This is a genomic window from Streptomyces sp. NPDC001292 (assembly GCF_042896465.1).
Taxonomy (GTDB): domain Bacteria; phylum Actinomycetota; class Actinomycetes; order Streptomycetales; family Streptomycetaceae; genus Streptomyces.
Genome location: NZ_JBIAXG010000006.1, coordinates 185,354 through 204,716 on the forward strand (window position 1 = coordinate 185,354; position 19,363 = coordinate 204,716).

A 19,363-nucleotide genomic window follows, 5' to 3' on the forward strand; every position below is an offset into this window, starting at 1 on the left:
CAGGATCGGCCACCGGGTAGAACCCGCTGCACAATCCGGGTATGCCGATACGTCACGGACTGCTGGCGCTCCTGCAGGACGGCCCCCGCCATGCTTCCCGGCTGCGCGCCGAGTTCGAGGCGCGCACGGGGGCGGCCTGGCCGCTGGACATCGGCCGGGTCTGCGCCGCGCTCGGCCGGCTGGAGCACGACGGCCTGGTCACCCGGGAGGGTGTGGACGAGGCAGGCCGGGTGGTCTACGCACTGGCCGAGGCGGGCCGCGCCGAGCTGCGGGTCTGGTATGCGCGGCCGGTGGAGCGGACGGGTCCGCCGCGCGACGAGCTGGCGATCAAGCTGGTGCTGGCGGTGGGGACGCCCGGCGTCGACGCGCGCGAGGTCGTCGAGGCACAGCGCCGGCATGTCTCCGAGGCGCTGCACGACTACGTGCGCCGGCGCGCCGAGGTCCTGGCGAGGCCGCTCGTGGAGCCGGGTGAGGTGGCCCGGCTGCTGGTCGTGGAGCAGCTGATCTGCTGTGCCGAGGCGGAGTCCCGCTGGCTGGACCACTGCGAGGCCCGTCTGCTCCGTCTGGACCTCCACCGGCGCGACGACACGGGGAAATGACACGGGGGATAACCGCTTTCCGTGGGGGGCGCCACAGAAGTGGCATGTACGGGTGCGAGACAATGGCGTCATGGAGATGCCGAGGAACGAACGGTCGCCGGAGAATCCGCAGATCCTGGTCGTGGGCCAGGACGGCATGGCGCTCGGCGGCGGGGACGACGACTCTCGTGAGACCCCGGTGACGGAGCAGGTGGAGCAGCCCGCGAAGGTCATGCGGATCGGCAGCATGATCAAGCAGCTTCTCGAAGAGGTGCGCGCGGCTCCCCTGGACGAGGCCAGCCGGGTCCGGCTGAAGGAGATCCACGCGAGTTCGGTCAAGGAGCTGGAGGACGGCCTGGCGCCGGAACTCGTCGAGGAGCTGGAGCGGCTCTCCCTGCCGTTCACCGACGAGGGGACCCCCAGCGACGCCGAACTGCGTATCGCGCAGGCACAGTTGGTGGGCTGGCTGGAGGGTCTCTTCCACGGGATCCAGACGACCCTGTTCGCCCAGCAGATGGCCGCCCGCGCCCAGCTGGAGCAGATGCGTCGTGCCCTTCCCCCGGGTATCGGACACGATGGCGGCGACGACCCCCGCACGGGCGGCCGCTCGGGCGGGCCGTACCTGTAGGCCCCCGTACGCGCAGGTGTCGTGCCCGCGGGCGTCGTGCCCGCGGGCCGTACGCCGCGCCCCGGTCCGCACCTGTCCTCGTAGCGCGGACGTGACAAGGCCCCGGCAGCCACGCTGCCGGGGCCTTCGGCCTACTCCGGTCGGGACGACTCCGTCAGGACGACGGAGGGTTGCCGGTCGAGACGTCGAGTTGGATCACCGGCGCGTTCTTCGGGTCGATGTCCGTGTCGGCCGCGGGGAACTGGTTGATGACCGTGTCCTGGCCGAACGTGTTCTCGTCGACGTCGTTCTTCTTCAGCCTCCAGCCCGCGGCCTGGAGGCACTCCTTGACCGACCCGAGGTTCTTGTACCGGAAGTCCGGCAGCCTGACCTTGGCCGGGTCGTTGTACGACTCCCGCGGCTCCTTGCACTCGTCGGCGTCGATCGTTTTCGAGGTGTCCGGCCCGCGGTGGCCCTCGACCACCGACGTGGAAGCGCTCGCGCTGCCGTCCCCGCCCTTGGCTTCGTTGCCGCCGCCGTTGTCCAGGGCCAGCGCGACGATCAGGCCGACCACCGCGATGGCGGCGACGGCGATCGACCCGACGACCACGGGCCTGGTGCTCCTGCCGCCGCCCGGCGGGGGCGTGTGCTGGGGCGAGACGGTGTACGGCGGCGGGGTCGGCGCCTGCTGCTGCGCGTAGGGCGACGACGCGACGGGCGTCTGGTAGCCGGGCTGCTGCGGGTAGCCGTAGCCCGCGGGCCCTGGGGCGCCGCTGCTGTAGGGGTTGGGCGTCGGGGCCGGCTGGTACGGCGTCTGCACATTGCCCTGGGGCACCGGGCCGGTCTGGTCGATGGGCGGGAAGACCGCCGAGCCGACGCCGGCGCCGCTGGGCGTCTGGGCGCCGGGGACGATGCTGGGCGCGGCCGCCTGGAAGGAGGCTGCCACGCGCAGGCACTCGTCGCGCATGGACTCGGAGCTGGGGAAGCGCTCGTTGGGGTTCTTCTTCAGCGCGCGGGCGACCAGCGCGTCCACCGCCGGAGGAAGCGAGCGGTTGATCGAGGAGGGCGCCACCGGCTCCTCCTGCACATGCGCGTACGCGATGGCCAGGGGCGAGTCCGCGTCGAACGGCAGCCGCCCGGTGACCAGTTGGAACAGCATGATGCCGACCGAGTACAGGTCGGACCGCGCGTCCACGCCCCGGCCGAGCGCCTGCTCCGGCGAGAGGTACTGCGGGGTGCCGACGACCATGCCGGTCTGCGTCATCGACGTCACGCCGGACTGCATGGCGCGGGCGATGCCGAAGTCCATGACCTTGACCACGCCGCGCTTGGTCATCATCACGTTGCCCGGCTTGATGTCGCGGTGGACCAGGCCCATCTCGTGGCTGATCTCCAGCGCGGCGAGCACGTCCGCGGTGATCTTCAGGGCCTTGTCGGCGGGCATCGCGCCGTGCTGCCGGATGTCCTCCTCCAGCACCGAGCCGAGGGGACGGCCCTCGATGTACTCCATGACGATGTACGGCGTCGTCATGCCGTCCACATCGTCCTCGCCGGTGTCGAAGACCGAGACGATGTTGGTGTGCGTGAGCTTCGCCACTGCCTGGGCCTCGCGGCGGAACCGCTCGCGGAAGGCCTGTTCGCGGCCGAGTTCGGTGTGGAGTGTCTTGATCGCGACCTGACGGTCGAGCACGGAGTCGTAGGCGAGGTGCACCGAGGCCATGCCGCCCTCGCCGAGCAGGTCGCGCAGCTGGTAGCGGCCGCCGGCCAGTGCCCGTCCCGCGTACTGGCCGTGTGCGCCGTCCTGGCTCATGTCTCCGCGTCCCCCACTAGGCCGTCAGGCGCCCTCGTTGATCGAATGAGTCATTCCCGGCCAAGTCTGCCCCAGGGCACTGACACGTCAAGCTCGGTGCCCGTTCCGTGACCGTACGCGAAAGAAGCGTCGCGGAAGCGTTACAGCAGGCGTACGGCCGGTACACGGAATTTGCACCACGGCACCCGCACGGGGTTTCATGGCCGGTCCGTCTCGGGCCGGTCCCGGCGGTGCTCGCCGCGACGATCCTGGACCGGCGGCCCCCACGGAGCCTGTAGCGTGGCCGACGGAGACCGTGACAACACCGCGCGCACCGCGGGCATAAACGACGGCGAGGACTGATGGCACAGCAGCATCGCGCCCAGGGCCCGTCCGACCCCGAGGCGACCGGCGGCGGTATGTCAGACGCGCCGGAGATGTGGGGCGACGACGGCCTGGTCGGCGACGGCCGGTACCGGCTGACGCACAGACTCGGCCGGGGCGGCATGGCCGAGGTGTTCGCCGCCGAGGACGTGCGCCTCGGCCGGACCGTGGCGGTCAAGCTGCTCCGCGCCGACCTGGCCGAGGACCCCGTCTCCAAGGCCCGGTTCACACGTGAGGCCCAGTCGGTCGCCGGGCTCAACCACCACGCGATCGTCGCCGTGTACGACTCCGGCGAGGACCATGTGGGCGGCCAGGCCGTGCCGTACATCGTGATGGAGCTGGTCGAGGGCCGCACCATCCGTGACCTGTTGCTCAACGCCGAGGCGCCCGGCCCGGAGCAGGCGCTGATCATCGTCTCCGGTGTGCTGGAGGCGCTGGCCTACTCGCACCAGCACGGCATCGTGCACCGCGACATTAAGCCCGCCAACGTCATCATCACCGACAACGGCGCCGTGAAGGTGATGGACTTCGGCATCGCCCGCGCCCTGCACGGGGCGTCCACGACGATGACGCAGACCGGCATGGTCATGGGCACTCCGCAGTACCTCTCCCCGGAACAGGCCCTCGGCAAGGCCGTCGACTACCGCTCCGACCTGTACGCCACAGGCTGCCTGTTGTACGAACTCCTCGCGCTGCGGCCCCCGTTCACCGGCGAGACCCCGCTGTCGGTGGTCTACCAGCACGTCCAGGACATGCCGGTGCCGCCTTCGCAGGTCCCCGGCGGCACCTGCCCGCCGGAGCTCGACGGCCTGGTCATGCGCTCGCTGGCCAAGGAGCCCGACGACCGTTTCCAGACGGCCGAGGAGATGCGCGGGCTGGTCCAGTACGGGCTGCAGATGCTGTACGACCAGGGCGGCCACACCGGAACCTGGAACACCGGCCCGGTCGAGGCGCACGACGGCCGGCACACCCCGGCGGCGGGCTACGCGGGCACGACCGTGATGCCGCACCCGGCCGACCTCGGCTCCGGCACCACGCAGATCCCCCAGCCGATCCTGCCCGCCGGGTACGGCAACTCCGACGACGGCGGCTTCGAGGGGCACGGCAACAAAGGCAGCGGCCGCGGCAAGCTGTGGATCCTGGCCGTCCTCGCGGTGATCGCCATCGCCGCGGGCGTGGCACTGGCGCTGCAGAACACCGGCGGCGACACCGGCACCGGTGTCGACACCACCAAGTCGCCGTCGAACACGCAGTCCACCGACGACGCGCAGCCCAGCACCACCCCGAGCGACTCGTCCAACGAGCAGCCGTCGGACACGTCGACGGACCGGGGCTACGGCTCGGGCGGGGGCGGCTGGAAGTACACGCCGTCGTCCCGGCCGTCGTGGACCCCGTCGGAGCCGTCCGGCGAACAGCCCTCCGATCAGCAGACCGACCCGCAGACCTCCAGCGAACCGGCCGAGCCCGGGCCTTCGTCGACGCCCCCGGACACGGGCGGCGCTCCGACCGACGGCTCCGGGGACGGCGGCGGCGGTGGCGACGCCGCCGGTACCTCCGCGGGGGCGGCGGGGAACCTCGGCGGAAGCAACTGAGTCCCGCCGCGAACCGAGCATCCTTCACGCGCGCGTGAGGCCGTACGGGCCCCACGCGCGCGGTGTTTTCGGGCTTGGTCGATGTCACTCCGCGAACGCGCCGCACACCGCGCCGTACTCCCGCGTCCACCACACCGCGAGCGCCGAGGCGGCCGGGAACTGCGGGTCCGCGCGGGTGTCGCCGCGCTCGTAGTGCCAGCGCAGCATCCAGAAGTCGTTCAGGCGCTCCCACCAGACGCGGTGCACGGCCGCCGCGAGTTCCGACGGGGTGGCGCCGGCCGCCAGCCGGTACGCGCGCGCGTACGCCCTGACCTTCGGCAGGTCCAGGGTGCCGGCGGGCCGGACGAAGAAGATCGCGGCGGCGCGCACCGCCTCCTCCGCGCGGGGCTGCACGCCGAGCCGGTCCCAGTCGACGATCGCGGCGGGAGTGTCCCCCTGGTAGAGCAGGTTGAAGGGGTGGAAGTCGCCGTGCACCCAGCCGACGGGCCCGCCGGGCGGCGGCCGCCGGTCCGCGTGCCGTTCCAGGAGCGCGCGCCGCTCCAGGAGCCGGTGCCGCGCCAGTTCGTCGAAGGCGTCCGGGGGCCGGTGGCGGCGTACGTGCGCGAGCAGGTCGTCGATCAGGGCGAAGGTGTCGGCGGGATCGGCGCTCTCCACGGGGTGGGGACTCGCGGCGGGACGGGTGCGGTACTTGGGCGGCATCACGCGCTCCAGGCAGGCGTGCACGGCTCCGAGCAGCGTCCCCAGGCGGGCGCACTGCCCGGTGGTGAGTTGCCCGCCGTGCCGGTGCCGGCCGTCGATCCAGGGGTGCAGGGCGTAGGCGTGGCCGCCGACGACGGCGACCGTACGCCCGTCGCGGCCGGTGACCGGCGGCGCCACCGGGACGCCGAGGTCGGCCAGGCGCTGGGTGGCCCGGTGCTGGCGCGCGATGGCGGCGGGATCGGCGGTGTCCGGATCGAAGTGGTGCTTGAGGAAATAACGGCCGCGGGTCGTGCACAGCCGGTAGCCGCGGTTGAGCAGGCCCTGGTCGACCGGCTCGCAGGTGAGGGCGGAACCGGCGGCGTACTGGCGCAGCAAGGCGCTCAGAGGGGGCGCGTGGGGCACGGGGGGTGGTACACATGGGCGCGGCACGCGCCAGATGCTAGGGCACCGGCGGAGGCCGTGAGCTGGGGCTTGTCACAGACAGTCGTCGACGGTCGCTTTCGGTCACGTGAGGTCGCGATGCCGCCCCGCCGCCGCCCGTCGTGCGCCGGTACGCCATTGGCCGCGCCCCGTTTCCCCGCCCGCCGGGTCCCGTTCCGCCGTCCCCCGTGCGGGGGCATCCATCAAGAGCAGTTCCGGCCATTCGCCGACCCTTCCCGACTCAGGGGTGACCGGGATAACGTGCCGGTGTTCCGGCCCCCTGCAGGGCTGTGACCAGCGGCTGTCCCGACTGCCCGGCGAGGTACTTGGACGTCCAAGTGGAAATACTTGGAAATCCAAGGAAACGCCCAGGTCAGGAGGGGTTTCCCAGATTTGTGGAGCACTGGGTAACGTGACTGCTGCAGGGCGCTCGCCGGGGCACCTGTCACGCCTGTTCCCGGCCGAGTGGCACCCACCCCGTGCCCGGTGGTCCGGAACAGGTGAGCCGCACTGGCTACCGGCAACCCCGGGGCCGGACCGACGGAGGAGCACACGTGACCGTGGAGAGCACTGCCGCGCGCACATCGCGACGCAGCGCCGGAAGCAAGGCCGGCGCGACCGGCACGAAAGCCGCCGGCACCAGGCGGCGTACCGGCGACAAGAAGAGCACCGACCCCGAACTCGTGCAGTTGCTGACGCCCGAGGGCAAGCGCGTCAAGAACGCCGAGTACGACAAGTACGTCGCCGGAATCACCGCCGCGGAGCTTCGCGGCCTGTACCGGGACATGCTGCTCACCCGCCGCTTCGACGCCGAGGCCACCGCCCTGCAGCGCCAGGGCGAACTGGGGCTGTGGGCCTCGCTGCTCGGCCAGGAGGCCGCCCAGATCGGTTCCGGGCGCGCCACCCGCGAGGACGACTACGTCTTCCCGACCTACCGTGAGCACGGCGTCGCCTGGTGCCGCGGGGTGGACCCGACCAACCTCCTCGGCATGTTCCGCGGTGTGAACAACGGTGGCTGGGACCCCAACAGCAACAACTTCCACCTCTACACGATCGTCATCGGCTCCCAGGCGCTGCACGCCACCGGCTACGCGATGGGCGTCGCCAAGGACGGCGCCGACTCCGCGGTCATCGCCTACTTCGGCGACGGCGCCTCCAGCCAGGGCGACGTGGCCGAGGCCTTCACCTTCTCCGCGGTCTACAACGCCCCCGTGGTGTTCTTCTGCCAGAACAACCAGTGGGCGATCTCCGAGCCGACCGAGAAGCAGACCCGGGTCCCGCTCTACCAGCGCGCGGCGGGCTTCGGCTTCCCCGGCGTCCGCGTCGACGGCAACGACGTACTGGCCTGCCTCGCGGTCACCAAGTGGGCGCTGGAACGCGCCCGCAGCGGCGAGGGCCCCACCCTGGTGGAGGCGTACACCTACCGCATGGGCGCCCACACCACCTCCGACGACCCCACCCGGTACCGGGGGGACGAGGAGCGCCTGGCCTGGGAGGCGAAGGACCCGATCCTGCGCCTCCGCCGCCACCTGGAGGCCGCAAACCACGCGGACGAGGGATTCTTCGCGGAACTCGAGGCCGAGAGCGAGGCGTTGGGCAGACGAGTGCGCGAAGCGGTCCGTGCCATGCCCGATCCGGACCTTTTCGCCATCTTCGAGAACGTGTACGCGGACGGGCACGCGCTCGTCGACGAGGAGCGCGCCCAGTTCGCCGCCTACCAGGCGTCGTTCGCGGACGCAGAGGGGGTCTGAACATGGCTGCGGAGAAGATGGCCCTGGCCAAGGCGATCAACGAGTCGTTGCGCCGTGCCCTGGACAACGACCCCAAGGTCCTCGTCATGGGCGAGGACGTCGGCAAGCTCGGCGGCGTGTTCCGTGTGACGGACGGCCTCCAGAAGGACTTCGGCGAGAGCCGCGTCATCGACACCCCGCTCGCCGAGTCCGGCATCGTCGGCACCGCGATCGGCCTCGCCCTGCGCGGCTACCGTCCGGTGGTCGAGATCCAGTTCGACGGCTTCGTCTTCCCGGCGTACGACCAGATCGTCACGCAGCTCGCGAAGATGCACGCCCGCTCGCTGGGCAAGGTCAAGCTTCCGGTCGTCGTCCGCATCCCCTACGGCGGCGGCATCGGCGCGGTCGAGCACCACTCGGAGTCCCCCGAGGCGCTGTTCGCGCATGTGGCGGGCCTGAAGATCGTCAGCCCCTCCAACGCGTCGGACGCTTACTGGATGATGCAGCAGGCCATCCAGAGCGACGACCCGGTGATCTACTTCGAGCCCAAGCGGCGCTACTGGGACAAGGCCGAGGTCAACACGGAGGCCATCCCGAACCCGCTGCACAAGGCGCAGGTCGTCCGCGAGGGCACGGACCTGACCCTGGCGGCCTACGGCCCGATGGTGAAGCTCTGCCAGGAGGTCGCCGCCGCGGCCGCCGAGGAGGGCAAGTCCCTGGAGGTCCTGGACCTGCGCTCGGTCTCCCCGATCGACTTCGACGCCATCCAGGCCTCGGTGGAACGGACGCGCCGTCTGGTCGTCGTCCACGAGGCGCCGGTGTTCTTCGGCTCCGGCGCGGAGATCGCCGCCCGGATCACCGAGCGCTGCTTCTACCACCTGGAGGCTCCGGTGCTGCGGGTCGGCGGCTATCACGCGCCGTACCCGCCGGCCCGTCTGGAGGAGTCCTACCTGCCGGACCTGGATCGCGTGCTCGACGCCGTCGACCGCTCGCTGGCGTACTGAGGGAGAGGTTCGTGACGACGATGACCGATGCGTCCGTGCGTGAGTTCAAGATGCCGGATGTCGGCGAGGGTCTGACCGAGGCGGAGATCCTCAAGTGGTACGTCCAGCCCGGTGACACGGTCACCGACGGCCAGGTGGTCTGCGAGGTCGAGACCGCCAAGGCGGCCGTCGAACTGCCCATTCCCTACGACGGGGTGGTGCGCGAGCTGCACTTCGCCGAGGGCACCACGGTGGACGTGGGCACGTCCATCATCGCGGTGGAGGTGGCGGGCGCGGCGCCGGCCGAGGTCCCGGCGCAGGCCGAGCCGAAGACCGAGCCGAAGACCGAGCCGAAGACGGACGGGGAGGCGCAGCCGGGCCGCCAGCCGGTGCTCGTGGGCTACGGCGTCTCGGCGTCCTCCACCAAGCGCCGCCCGCGCAAGGGCCCGGAGGCCACGGCCGCCCCGGCGACGACGGCACCCCGGCCGGAGCTGAACGGCCACGGCACCGCGGCCGCCGCGGCTCCCGCCGGGCCCCGCCCGCTGGCCAAGCCCCCGGTGCGTAAGCTGGCCAAGGACCTGGGTGTGGACCTCGCCACGGTCGTGCCGTCCGGCCCGGACGGCATCATCACGCGCGAGGACGTGCACGCGGCGGTGCCGACGGCACCGGCCGCACCCGAGGCTCCCGAGCCGCCGGCCCCGGTGGCCGCGGCCCCGGCTCCCGCCGTGAGCTACGACGGGGCGCGCGAGACCCGTATCCCCGTCAAGGGCGTCCGCAAGGCGACGGCGGCGGCGATGGTCGGCTCGGCGTTCACGGCCCCGCACGTCACGGAGTTCGTGACGGTGGACGTGACGCGCACGATGAAGCTGGTCGAGGAGCTCAAGCAGGACAAGGAGATGCAGGGTCTGCGGGTCAACCCGCTGCTGCTGATCGCCAAGGCCCTGCTGGTCGCCATCAAGCGCAACCCGGAGATCAACGCGTCCTGGGACGAGGCCGCTCAGGAGATCGTCCAGAAGCACTACGTCAACCTGGGCATCGCGGCGGCGACCCCGCGCGGCCTGATCGTTCCGAACGTCAAGGACGCCCACGCCAAGACGCTGCCGCAGCTCGCGGAGGCCCTCGGGGAACTGGTGTCCACGGCACGCGAGGGGAGGACATCCCCGGCGGCCATGCAGGGCGGCACGGTGACGATCACCAACGTCGGCGTCTTCGGCGTCGACACCGGCACGCCGATCCTCAATCCCGGCGAGTCCGCGATCCTCGCGGTCGGCGCGATCAAGCTCCAGCCGTGGGTCCACAAGGGCAAGGTCAAGCCCCGCCAGGTCACCACGCTGGCCCTCAGCTTCGACCACCGCCTGGTCGACGGCGAACTCGGCTCCAAGGTCCTGGCCGACGTCGCCGCGATCCTGGAACAGCCGAAGCGACTGATCACCTGGGCCTGACGGCCCACGGCGAAACCGCGCGGCGCACCTCTCACGGAGGTGCGCCGCCCCGGCGTCCGCGGTGGTTCAGGGGGTGGCCATGACGGCCGGGAGGGTCAGCTCGGCTGGTGGGTGCGCAGTGCGTTCAGCAGGGCGGCTCCGCGTTCGGCGTCGTCCACGCTGACCGCGAAGTCGCTCCGGCCGCCCCGGGCCCGGATCACCAGGCACTCCCCGGCCCGCAGCATGACCGTGGTGCCCAGACCGCTGAAGCGGTAGCCCCAGCCGCCGACCTGCGCGGGCGTACGGTTCTCGGCGCGGGCGGACTCGATCGCGTCAGGCGCCCAGCGCCGTACCGGCCAGCCGAGCGGGCCGAAGGCCACCTCCAGGCCCCGCCGGGACACACGTGCCTGTACCGAGGCACAGCCGGCCCCCGCGAGGGAGGCGACCGCGCACGAAGCGAACAGCGACCACCCCGCGCCGGGCCCGGCGAGTCCGGCGACGAGGGCGACCAGGGCGGCCACCGCCACCACTCCGGTCACGGCCGCGATGAGGTGCAGCCAGAGGTTGGTGGTGCGCGAGAACCACACCACCTGCTGTCCCTCGGGGATCTCCAGCGTCGGTCCGTCGGCGTCCCGTCCCCCGGACGCCGGGCCGGAGGCCCGACCCCGCGCGCCCACCAGCCAGCCGGCGATCCCGGCGAGCAGCGCCACCACCAGTGAGACCACGATCCCCGCGATCGGCAGCCGCACCTGGTGCCAGTCCGTGTGATCGAGGTTCGCCCGCACGACGGACAGCTGGCCACCGACGAGGAGTACACCGGCCGACAGCAGTCCGGCCAGCGCCCACGGCCGCGTCACCGCCGGACCGTCCTCCCCGGCCCGCCGCCGCAGCACCTCCACGCCCACGCCCAGCACGAGCCAGACCAGAGCGGGGACGAGCGAGGCCGCCCACAGCGGCATCGAGCCGTCGGCCGCGGATTCCTTCCAGTGGGTCGCCATCCGGTCCGGCAGCCGTTCGCTCGCGGCCCAGGGCAGCGCGGCGATCAGGACCGCGGTGCCGGCCGTCCAGATGGCGGCTGCCCAGCGCGTCCCGTTCCCGTGCCTTCTCGGGTCGTTCATCGCGTCCCCCTGATCATCTCGATGAGATCGTTCCGGCTGTAGCCCAGGCGGCCCGCCTCGGCCACCAGTTCGCGCACCCGGATCCGCAGTCCGGAGTGCCGGTCCGCGCCCTCCGCGACGGTCACCCCTCGTCCCCGGCGGAACTCCAGCAGTCCCTCGTCCCGCAGGCCGCGCAGGCCACGCAGGACGGTGTTGATGTTGATGTCGAGCATCTGGGAGAGGTCGCGCGCCGACGGCAGCCGGTCGCCCGGGCGGCACTCCCCCTCGGCGATGGCGCGCCGGATGGCGCCGGCGACCTGCTCGTGCAGGGGCCGGGTGTCCCTCTTGTCCAATCGCAGCAACATGATGCCAATGATGCTAGCACCATTCATATGCGCGTACATAAGAGAAGGGCCCGCCGCTGCGGTCAGCGGCGGGCCCTTCCGGCCTGGTGAGCGGGTGTCAGACCTTCCTGGCGAACCCGTAGTTCAGGAGCCTCGTCGCGTCCGTCGCGCGCTGCGCGTACGTGGACGAGGCCAGAACCGTGCCGATGACGGTCCTGCCGTTCCTGGTGGCGGCGAAGACGAGGCAGGCCCCGGCCTGGGGACCGGAGCCCGTCTTCACGCCGATCGCGCCGCTGTAGCTGCTGAGCAGCGTGTTCGTGTTCGTCCACTTGCCCATCGTGCGGGTGCTGCCCGTTTTGGTGATGGTCTTGGCCGTGTACGACTTCGTCTTCACGATCGTGCGGAACGTGGAGTTCTTCAACGCGCTGCGCGCCAGTTTGGTCAGGTCGCGCGGTGTCGAGTAGTTGCTGCCCTTGCCGATGCCGTCGAACGAGTCGAAGTGCGTGTTCGTCAGGCCGAGGCTCTTGGCGGTGCTGTTCATCTTGCCGATGAAGGACTTCACCCGCGCGTCCCGCGTCGAGCCCGAACCGAACTTGTCGGCCAGCGCGTACGCGGCGTCGCAGCCCGAGGGCAGCATCAGGCCGTACAGCAGCTGACGGACGGTCACCTTGTCGCCGACGATGAGATGGGCCTGCGAGGCGTTGTTCCTGACGACGTAGTCGCTGTACGCCTTCTGGATGGTGACCTTGGCGTCGAGGTTCAGGCTCGGCTGGGCCAGCACGACCTTGGCGGTCATGATCTTCGTGGTGGAGCCCGTGGAGCGCCTGGTGTCCGCGGCCTTGGTGTAGAGGGACTTGCCGGTCGCGCTGTCCATCACGTAGCCGCCCTTGGCCACGATCGACGGCGCGGTGACGGCCTGCGCGGGTGCCGCGGTGAGGGCCCCGGCGGCGAGCACGGCGCTCGCGGTCACGGCGACTGCGGCGGCTCTGCGGATACGGATGCCCTGGATGCCGGTTTTCAAGTGAGGTACCCCGATTATGTTGAATTCCTCTGCCGTGCGGCAGAGTTGAGAGCCCACAAAGTGGGGCCGCGTCTGTCTGACTCGCAGGCGGCGCGGAAGGTTGTGCGGCTTCCGGGTGGATTTCCCGTCGGGTTCGTATGGTCCGCATGGTGGATGGGGCGAGCCTTGCGTACGTGTTGTATCTATGCTGTGGGCATGAGTCTGGCCCTGAAACAGCCCCCCGCCGCCGATCGCGTGTACGCGCACGTCAAGCAAGCCGTCCTGGACCGCAGTTACGGGGGCGGCACCCTGCTGACCGAGGGTGAGCTGGCCGAGGCCGTCGGGGTCTCGCGCACGCCCGTGCGCGAGGCGCTGCTGCGGCTGGAGGTCGAGGGGCTCATCAAGCTCTACCCGAAGAAGGGAGCCCTCGTCCTGCCGGTGTCCGCGCAGGAGATCGCCGACGTGGTCGAGACCCGGCAGCTGGTCGAGGAGTACGCGGCCAGGAAGGCCGTACCCGCGCCGCCGGGGCTCATCGAGCGGCTCGAGGAACTGCTGCAGAAGCAGAAGAAGCAGGCCGCCGCCGGCGACTTCGCCGCGGCCGCCGTCACCGACCGCTGCTTCCACGCCGAGATCGTCCGCAGCGGCGGCAACGAGATCCTGTCCCGGCTGTACGACCAGCTGCGCGACCGGCAGCTGCGCATGGGTGTCGCCGTCATGCACTCCCACCCCGACCGGCTCGCCAAGACGCTCGCCGAGCACGAGCAGATCCTGGACGCGCTGCGCTCGGGGGACACGGAGGCGGCCGTCGACGTCGTGCACCGGCACGTCAACTGGTTCTCCCACCTCGCACGGGGTGAGGTCCGGTGAGCTCCTCGTCCTCCTCGCCGGCCTCACTGCCCGGTGATCCGCCCGGCGGCCGGCGCGCCGTCGCCGTCTGGAGCATCGGCGTCGCCGTCTACTTCGTCGCCGTCATCTTCCGCACATCCCTGGGCGTCGCCGGTCTCGACGCCGCCGACCGCTTCCACGTGGGCGCCTCGGCGCTGTCGACGTTCTCGATCCTCCAGCTCCTCGTCTACGCCGGCATGCAGATACCGGTCGGCCTGCTCGTCGACCGGCTCGGCACCAAGAAGGTGCTGGGCATCGGCGCCGTGCTCTTCACGGCCGGTCAGCTCGGCTTCGCGTTCTCCCCGTCGTACGGCACCGCGCTCGCCTCGCGCGCGCTGCTCGGCTGCGGGGACGCCATGACGTTCATCAGCGTGCTGAGGCTGGGCACCCGGTGGTTCCCCGCCCGGCGCGGGCCGCTGGTCGCCCAGCTGGCCGGGCTGGCCGGAATGGCCGGCAACCTGGTGTCCACGCTGGTGCTGGCCCGGCTGCTGCACGGGGTGGGCTGGACGGTGGCCTTCGCGGGCAGCGCGCTGGCCGGAGCGGTGGTGCTGGTGCTGCTGGTGCTGTTCCTCAAGGACCACCCGGAGGGCCACGAACCGGAGCCACTGCCCCACCAGGGCGCCGCGTACGTACGCCGGCAGATCGCCGCGGCCTGGCGGGAGCCCGGGACGCGGCTCGGGCTGTGGGTGCACTTCACCACGCAGTTCCCCGCGATGGTGTTCCTGCTGCTGTGGGGGCTGCCGTTCCTGGTCGAGGCGCAGGGCCTGTCGCGGGCGGACGCCGGGGAACTGCTCACGCTCGTCGTGGTGTCCAACATGGCCGTCGGGCTCGTCTACGGGCAGATCGTCGCCCGGCACCACGCGGCGCGGCTGCCGCTCGCGCTCGGCACAGTGGTGGCGACCGCGGGCATGTGGGCGGTGATGCTGGCCTGTCCGGGCGGGCGGGCGCCGATGTGGCTGCTGGTCGTGCTGTGCCTGGTGCTCGGCGCGTGCGGGCCGGCCTCGATGATCGGGTTCGACTTCGCGCGGCCGGCGAATCCGGCGGAGCGTCAGGGGACGGCGTCGGGCATCACCAACATGGGTGGCTTCGTGGCCTCGATGACGACGTTGTTCGCGATCGGGGTGCTGCTGGACGCGACCGGGGACGATTACAGGATCGCCTTCTCCGCGGTGTTCGTGCTCCAGGCGCTGGGCGTGAGCCAGATCCTGCGGCTGCGCGAGCGGGCGGCCCGGCGGGAGCGGGAACGGCTGGTCGCCAGCCGGGTGGAGACGGTGCACGTGCCGGCGTGACGGTGTCCTGCGCCGCCGTGAGGCGGGGCGGGGGCGGGAGCCGGTGCGCTCGCCCTGTCGAGGGGTGCCTCCCCCCGGCTCTCATGGAGCAGGGGGGATCCGGCTCGCCCCGGGACAGCACACCTAGGCCGTCACCACGAAGTTCCGCAGGATCGCCGCCGCCAGATCCAGGTCGCCCTCCGTCTTCACACGGTCCGCGACCGCTTCCGGGGTGACCCGGCCGCAGGCCAGGCGGACGTAGGTCTCCCAGTCGAGCGCGAGGGTCGCCGCCGGGCCGAGGGCCGGGGCCGTCTCCAGGGTGCCGCGGCCCTGGATGTCGACGCGGATCGTCCGCAGGAACTCCAGCGGGCCGTGCACGTCGAAGACGATCGCCGAGCTGCGCGGAGCGTCCGCCTTGACCGCGACCACGTCCGGGAGCGCGGCCAGCAGGTGGTCGCGGGCGACGTGGGCGCCGGGCGAGTCGAGGCTGCCGGGGCGGCCGAGGGCCGCGCGCAGGTCCTGCTCGTGCACCCAGATGTCGAAGGCGCGGTAGCGCATGGCCTCTTCGAGGGTGATCTCCGCGCCGAGCGGGCCGCGCACCTTGGTGCCGGGGGCGCGGGACTCGTTCCGCAGCTGGCGGTTGCGGCGGATGATCGTGTACTCCAGCTCGGAGGTCATCTCCGGCGACGTGTGGTGGCGGCGGACGTCGACCTGCATCTCCATGTAGCGCTGGTGCTCGTTGGTGACGTGGAACAGGTCGCGCGGGAGCGCGTGGATGGGCCGCGGGTCGCCCAGCATCTCGCAGTCCATGCCGATGATGTGCGAGACGACGTCGCGGACCGACCAGCCCGGGCACGGCGTGCGCCGGTTCCAATCGGCCTCCACCAGGGGCTGCATCAGCTCCGATATCGCCTCGACGGAGTGGGTCCAGGCATCGGCGTAGGGCTGGAGGGTGGGATGCAGACTCACGGAACGGGACCCCTCGGCGGTCGGTACACGGGCAGGAAGTGATGGCATTGCCAGTGGGAGGTGGCTGCGGTCGGCGGGTGTCTTGAAACGCTAAGTTACGCTGCTGTGAGGCAGCCCGGCAGTGCTTTCGTGTGACGATCGTAGGCCTGTCCGGACGACTCGAGTGCCAGGACGGTGGTAGTGTGCGCGCCTCGCTGATCCAGATTGCCGTGGACGAGGGCGAATCGGTCGATTCGCGGCGTCGGCGGGCGGCCGCCCTGGTGCGGGAGCAGGCAGGGGCCGACCTCGTGGTGCTGCCGGAGCTGTGGACCACCGGAGCCTTCGCCTTCGAGGAGTTCGAACGCGGGGCCGAACCGCTGGAGGGTCCCACGTACGAGACGATGGCCAAGGCGGCGAGCGACGCGGGCGTGTGGCTGCACGCCGGCTCGATTCCCGAACGCGCCGCGTCCGACGGCGACTCGGCCGCGGGCTCCCTCTACAACACCTCCCTGGTCTTCTCCCCCTCCGGCGATCTGGCCGCCGTCTACCGCAAGATCCACTGCTTCGGCTTCGACAAGGGCGAGGCTGTGCTGATGAGCGCGGGGCGGGAACTGGTGACGGTTCCTCTGCCGGACACCACCCTTGGTCTCGCGACCTGTTACGACCTCCGTTTCCCCGAACTCTTCCGCGGGCTCGTCGACGCCGGCGCGCAGACCCTGGTGGTCCCGGCGGGCTGGCCCGAGCGCCGGCGTGCGCACTGGACGCTGCTGGCCCGGGCGCGGGCGGTGGAGGACCAGGCGTTCGTGCTCGCCTGTGGAACGGCCGGGACGCACGCCGGAGTTCCGCAGGCGGGTCACTCGATCGTGGTGGACCCCTGGGGCGAGGTGCTGGCCGAGGCCGGCCCCGGTGAGGAGGTTCTCGCCGTCGACTTCGACCCGGCGAGGGTGCCGGCCACCCGGGAGCAGTTCCCGGCCCTGAAGGACCGGGTCCTCGGCCTGGAACCTCCGCGCCGCCGGGACAGGCCCTAGAAGGCCGATGAGGATCTTGCTCTGGCTGCCCGACTCGCCCCGGATTGCCGGTGGATGTCGATCGACTCGAAGCGGTGCAAGCCGGGCGATTTCAAGATCTTCAGGATACTTCCAGCGGGCCCCATGCCGCTCCTCTCCCGGCGGCTACCGCTCCTCGCGTTCCTTCTCCGCCAGGTGGATCACGCACACCGCCACCGCGATCAGCAGCGCGGGGTCGGCGTCCTCGCGCACGACGTCGACGCCGTAGGTCTCCACGACGCTCAGCCAGCGCCGGGAGATCACCGCGAGCAGTTCGCCGTCGTACTCGACGGCGAACTCCCGGTCGAGGATCTTGCCGCTGACGTCGAGCTCGGTGCCGTCCACCAGGGACACCCGGTAGTGGTTGCGCAGCAGCGACAGCCGCTTGCGCCTGATCTTCGCCAGGGCCTCCCCGCCCCGCTCGATCACCATCGTGTCCCGCAGCGCGAGCATCTTCTGGTGCAGGTCGATCAGGACCCGGCCGTGGGCGTCCTTCAGCTCGAAGGTGTCCCGCAGCCGCATCGCCTTGCCGTCGACGAGGAAGACCTTGCGGCCGTGTTCGTCCTCGATCCAGTAGTCGTCACCGATGCCGAAAACCCGGTCGCGTACGAGGAATCTCATGTCCTCACCGCTTCCCCGGCTCCGCCCCGGCGACGCCGCCGGTGGTCCGACGGGCCCAACGGGCCCAGTACGGCACCGCGCCGGGCGGGCCGCCCCGGGCGAGTGGCACCCTTGGTCCCATGAACGACACGGCACCCCGACGCGCCCGCGTACGCGCCCCCGAGCTGATCGGCAAGGGCGGCTGGCTCAACACTGGCGGGAAGAACCTCACGCTCGCCGACCTGCGAGGCAAGTGCGTCGTTGTGGATTTCTGGACGTTTTGCTGCGTGAACTGCCTGCACGTCCTGGACGAGCTCCGAGAGCTGGAGGAGAAGCACCGGGACACGGTCGTGGTCGTCGGGGTGCACTCGCCGAAGTTCGTTCACGAGGCGGAGCACCAGGCGGTGGTCGACGCGGTGGAGCGGTACGGGGTGGAGCACCCGGTGCTCGACGATCCGGAGCTCGCCACCTGGAAGCAGTACGCGGTACGGGCCTGGCCGACGCTGGTCGTCATCGACCCGGAGGGCTACGTCGTCGCGCAGCACGCCGGTGAGGGGCACGCGCACGCGATCGAGCGGCTGGTGGAGGAACTGGAGGCCGAGCACGAGGCCAAGGGCACCCTGCGCCGCGGCGACGGGCCGTACGTGCCGCCGGAGCCGGAGCCCACCACCCTGCGCTTCCCGGGCAGGGCGCTGCTGCTGCCGTCCTGGAACTTCCTGGTCAGCGACACCACCCGGCACCAGCTGGTGGAGCTGGCGGAGGACGGCGAGACCGTGGTGCGGCGGATCGGCCAGGGCGGCCGGGGGATGACCGACGGCGGCCCTGACCGGGTCCGGTTCCAGGAGCCGCAGGGGCTCGCGCTCCTGCCGGACGGCACCGTCGTGGTCGCCGACACGGTCAACCACGCCCTGCGGCGCTTCGACCCGGAGACGGGAGTGACCACGACCCTGGCCGGCACCGGACACCAGTGGATGCAGGGCGAGGCCACGTCCGGTTCCGCCCGGGACGTGAAGCTCTCCTCGCCCTGGGACGTGGCTTGGTGGAACGGCAGGGTGTGGATCGCCATGGCGGGCGTGCACCAGCTGTGGGCCTACGACCCGGAGGCCGGGACCGTCGCCGTCACCGCCGGGACCACGAACGAGGGGCTCGTCGACGGGCCCGGCGCGGACGCCTGGTTCGCGCAGCCCTCCGGGCTCGCGGCCACGCCCGACCGGCTGTGGATCGCCGACTCCGAGACGTCGGCCCTGCGCTGGGTGGATCTCGACGGTGCCGTCCACACGGCGGTCGGCACCGGGCTGTTCGACTTCGGGCACCGGGACGGAGCCGCCGGACAGGCGCTGCTCCAGCACCCGTTGGGCGTGACCGCCCTGCCGGACGGCTCGGTCGCCGTCAGCGACACCTACAACCACGCCCTGCGCCGCTACGACCCGGCGACCGGCGAGGTCACCACGCTCGCCACCGATCTGCGCGAGCCCAGCGACGCGGTGCTCGTCGGTGACGACATCGTGGTGGTGGAGTCGGCCCGGCACCGGCTGACCCGGCTGCGGTTGCCGGAGGAGGCGGTACGGGTGGAGGCCGTCGCCCACCGCACCCGGCGCGCGGCGACGGAGGTCGCCCCCGGCCGACTCCGCCTGGACGTGGTCTTCCAGGCCCCGGCGGGTCAGAAGCTCGACACCCGGTACGGGCCGTCGACCCGGCTGCTGGTCTCCTCGACCCCGCCCGAGCTGTTGCTGAAGGGCGAGGGCGCGGACACCGACCTGTGCCGCGAACTGGAGCTGAATCCCGCCGTCACGGAGGGTGTCCTGCACGTCTCCGCGATGGCGGCCTCGTGCGACGACGACCCCGCGAACGAGTACCCCGCCTGCCATGTGCACCAGCAGGACTGGGGCGTTCCGGTCCGCCTCACCGAGGGTGCGGCGGACCGGCTGCCGCTCGTCCTGGCCGGGATGGACGAGACCGCGGCAGGGTGATC

At 71.6% G+C, this 19,363-nt stretch carries 17 protein-coding genes; 10 read left to right on the plus strand and 7 right to left on the minus strand.

The window, feature by feature from the left end; genetic code table 11:
• Positions 1-41: 41 nt before the first annotated feature.
• Both ACFY4A_RS10030 and ACFY4A_RS10035 read left to right on the plus strand, forming a co-directional pair.
• On the plus strand, positions 42-599 hold the full coding sequence (locus ACFY4A_RS10030; RefSeq protein ID WP_390828928.1) for a PadR family transcriptional regulator: 558 nt from the start codon (positions 42-44) through the stop codon (positions 597-599).
• A 70-nt stretch (positions 600-669) separates the two neighbouring features.
• Positions 670-1,206 (plus strand): bacterial proteasome activator family protein, encoded by a 537-nt coding sequence (locus ACFY4A_RS10035; protein WP_390828929.1) that lies wholly within the window; start codon positions 670-672, stop codon positions 1,204-1,206.
• 154 nt (positions 1,207-1,360) lie between these two features.
• Here ACFY4A_RS10035 and ACFY4A_RS10040 read toward each other — a convergent pair whose 3' ends face one another.
• Positions 1,361-2,995, minus strand: coding sequence for a protein kinase (locus ACFY4A_RS10040; protein ID WP_390828930.1), 1,635 nt, complete (start codon positions 2,993-2,995; stop codon positions 1,361-1,363).
• Between the two features lie 341 nt (positions 2,996-3,336).
• On the opposite strand from ACFY4A_RS10040, the gene ACFY4A_RS10045 reads away from it, so the two are divergent.
• Positions 3,337-4,950, plus strand: a complete 1,614-nt coding sequence (locus tag ACFY4A_RS10045) for a protein kinase (protein WP_390828931.1) — start codon at positions 3,337-3,339, stop codon at positions 4,948-4,950.
• A gap of 84 nt (positions 4,951-5,034) precedes the next feature.
• On the opposite strand, the gene ACFY4A_RS10050 is transcribed toward ACFY4A_RS10045, so the two are convergent.
• Entirely contained in the window at positions 5,035-6,051 is a 1,017-nt protein-coding gene (locus ACFY4A_RS10050; RefSeq protein WP_390828932.1) for a phosphotransferase enzyme family protein, read from the minus strand.
• A gap of 572 nt (positions 6,052-6,623) precedes the next feature.
• Between ACFY4A_RS10050 and pdhA the strand changes: the two genes are divergently transcribed.
• From pdhA to ACFY4A_RS10065, 3 genes are read left to right on the plus strand one after another with little or no spacing between them, the layout of a single operon-like run.
• On the plus strand, positions 6,624-7,820 hold the full coding sequence (gene pdhA / locus ACFY4A_RS10055) for a pyruvate dehydrogenase (acetyl-transferring) E1 component subunit alpha (protein ID WP_390828933.1): 1,197 nt from the start codon (positions 6,624-6,626) through the stop codon (positions 7,818-7,820).
• A 2-nt stretch (positions 7,821-7,822) separates the two neighbouring features.
• Positions 7,823-8,803 carry an alpha-ketoacid dehydrogenase subunit beta gene (locus tag ACFY4A_RS10060; RefSeq protein ID WP_390828934.1) on the plus strand — a complete coding sequence of 327 codons (981 nt, stop codon included), beginning with the start codon at positions 7,823-7,825 and terminating at the stop codon, positions 8,801-8,803.
• A gap of 11 nt (positions 8,804-8,814) precedes the next feature.
• The gene (locus tag ACFY4A_RS10065; protein ID WP_390828935.1) at positions 8,815-10,224 is read left to right on the plus strand and encodes a dihydrolipoamide acetyltransferase family protein; all 1,410 of its coding nucleotides are present in this window, start codon (positions 8,815-8,817) and stop codon (positions 10,222-10,224) included.
• Between the two features lie 95 nt (positions 10,225-10,319).
• Here the strand turns inward: ACFY4A_RS10065 and ACFY4A_RS10070 are convergent, their stop codons facing one another.
• The 3 genes from ACFY4A_RS10070 to ACFY4A_RS10080 form a co-directional block, all read right to left on the minus strand.
• Positions 10,320-11,321, minus strand: coding sequence for a DUF1648 domain-containing protein (locus tag ACFY4A_RS10070; RefSeq protein WP_390828936.1), 1,002 nt, complete (start codon positions 11,319-11,321; stop codon positions 10,320-10,322).
• On the minus strand, positions 11,318-11,665 hold the full coding sequence (locus ACFY4A_RS10075; protein WP_390828937.1) for a GntR family transcriptional regulator: 348 nt from the start codon (positions 11,663-11,665) through the stop codon (positions 11,318-11,320). Before ACFY4A_RS10075 ends, ACFY4A_RS10070 begins: the two co-directional genes overlap by 4 nt.
• A 97-nt stretch (positions 11,666-11,762) precedes the next feature.
• Complete coding sequence (locus ACFY4A_RS10080) at positions 11,763-12,665, minus strand: D-alanyl-D-alanine carboxypeptidase family protein (RefSeq protein WP_390828938.1); 903 nt, start codon at positions 12,663-12,665, stop codon at positions 11,763-11,765.
• Between the two features lie 195 nt (positions 12,666-12,860).
• On the opposite strand from ACFY4A_RS10080, the gene ACFY4A_RS10085 reads away from it, so the two are divergent.
• Both ACFY4A_RS10085 and ACFY4A_RS10090 read left to right on the plus strand, forming a co-directional pair.
• Positions 12,861-13,511, plus strand: a complete 651-nt coding sequence (locus ACFY4A_RS10085) for a GntR family transcriptional regulator (RefSeq protein WP_390828939.1) — start codon at positions 12,861-12,863, stop codon at positions 13,509-13,511.
• Complete coding sequence (locus ACFY4A_RS10090; RefSeq protein WP_390828940.1) at positions 13,508-14,818, plus strand: nitrate/nitrite transporter; 1,311 nt, start codon at positions 13,508-13,510, stop codon at positions 14,816-14,818. The genes ACFY4A_RS10085 and ACFY4A_RS10090 overlap by 4 nt, the downstream gene beginning before the upstream one ends.
• A 123-nt stretch (positions 14,819-14,941) precedes the next feature.
• Here ACFY4A_RS10090 and ACFY4A_RS10095 read toward each other — a convergent pair whose 3' ends face one another.
• The gene (locus tag ACFY4A_RS10095) at positions 14,942-15,766 is read right to left on the minus strand and encodes a maleylpyruvate isomerase family mycothiol-dependent enzyme (protein WP_390828941.1); all 825 of its coding nucleotides are present in this window, start codon (positions 15,764-15,766) and stop codon (positions 14,942-14,944) included.
• A gap of 182 nt (positions 15,767-15,948) precedes the next feature.
• Here ACFY4A_RS10095 and ACFY4A_RS10100 point away from each other — a divergent pair, with 182 nt between their 5' ends.
• Positions 15,949-16,773: a carbon-nitrogen family hydrolase gene (locus tag ACFY4A_RS10100; RefSeq protein WP_390828942.1), complete on the plus strand. Its 825-nt coding sequence runs from the start codon at positions 15,949-15,951 to the stop codon at positions 16,771-16,773.
• A 144-nt stretch (positions 16,774-16,917) separates the two neighbouring features.
• Here the strand turns inward: ACFY4A_RS10100 and ACFY4A_RS10105 are convergent, their stop codons facing one another.
• Positions 16,918-17,412, minus strand: coding sequence for an LURP-one-related/scramblase family protein (locus ACFY4A_RS10105; protein ID WP_390828943.1), 495 nt, complete (start codon positions 17,410-17,412; stop codon positions 16,918-16,920).
• A 119-nt stretch (positions 17,413-17,531) separates the two neighbouring features.
• Here ACFY4A_RS10105 and ACFY4A_RS10110 point away from each other — a divergent pair, with 119 nt between their 5' ends.
• Complete coding sequence (locus tag ACFY4A_RS10110; protein ID WP_390828944.1) at positions 17,532-19,361, plus strand: NHL domain-containing thioredoxin family protein; 1,830 nt, start codon at positions 17,532-17,534, stop codon at positions 19,359-19,361.
• Positions 19,362-19,363 lie beyond the last annotated feature (2 nt).

Coding starts and splice junctions, on each gene's coding strand:
- ACFY4A_RS10030 (WP_390828928.1), top strand. CDS start 42: ATGCCGATACGTCACGGACTGCTGGCGCTCCTGCAGGACGGCCCCCGC.
- ACFY4A_RS10035 (WP_390828929.1), top strand. CDS start 670: ATGGAGATGCCGAGGAACGAACGGTCGCCGGAGAATCCGCAGATCCTG.
- ACFY4A_RS10040 (WP_390828930.1), bottom strand. CDS start 2,995: ATGAGCCAGGACGGCGCACACGGCCAGTACGCGGGACGGGCACTGGCC.
- ACFY4A_RS10045 (WP_390828931.1), top strand. CDS start 3,337: ATGGCACAGCAGCATCGCGCCCAGGGCCCGTCCGACCCCGAGGCGACC.
- ACFY4A_RS10060 (WP_390828934.1), top strand. CDS start 7,823: ATGGCTGCGGAGAAGATGGCCCTGGCCAAGGCGATCAACGAGTCGTTG.
- ACFY4A_RS10070 (WP_390828936.1), bottom strand. CDS start 11,321: ATGAACGACCCGAGAAGGCACGGGAACGGGACGCGCTGGGCAGCCGCC.
- ACFY4A_RS10075 (WP_390828937.1), bottom strand. CDS start 11,665: ATGTTGCTGCGATTGGACAAGAGGGACACCCGGCCCCTGCACGAGCAG.
- ACFY4A_RS10085 (WP_390828939.1), top strand. CDS start 12,861: ATGAGTCTGGCCCTGAAACAGCCCCCCGCCGCCGATCGCGTGTACGCG.
- ACFY4A_RS10105 (WP_390828943.1), bottom strand. CDS start 17,412: ATGAGATTCCTCGTACGCGACCGGGTTTTCGGCATCGGTGACGACTAC.
- ACFY4A_RS10110 (WP_390828944.1), top strand. CDS start 17,532: ATGAACGACACGGCACCCCGACGCGCCCGCGTACGCGCCCCCGAGCTG.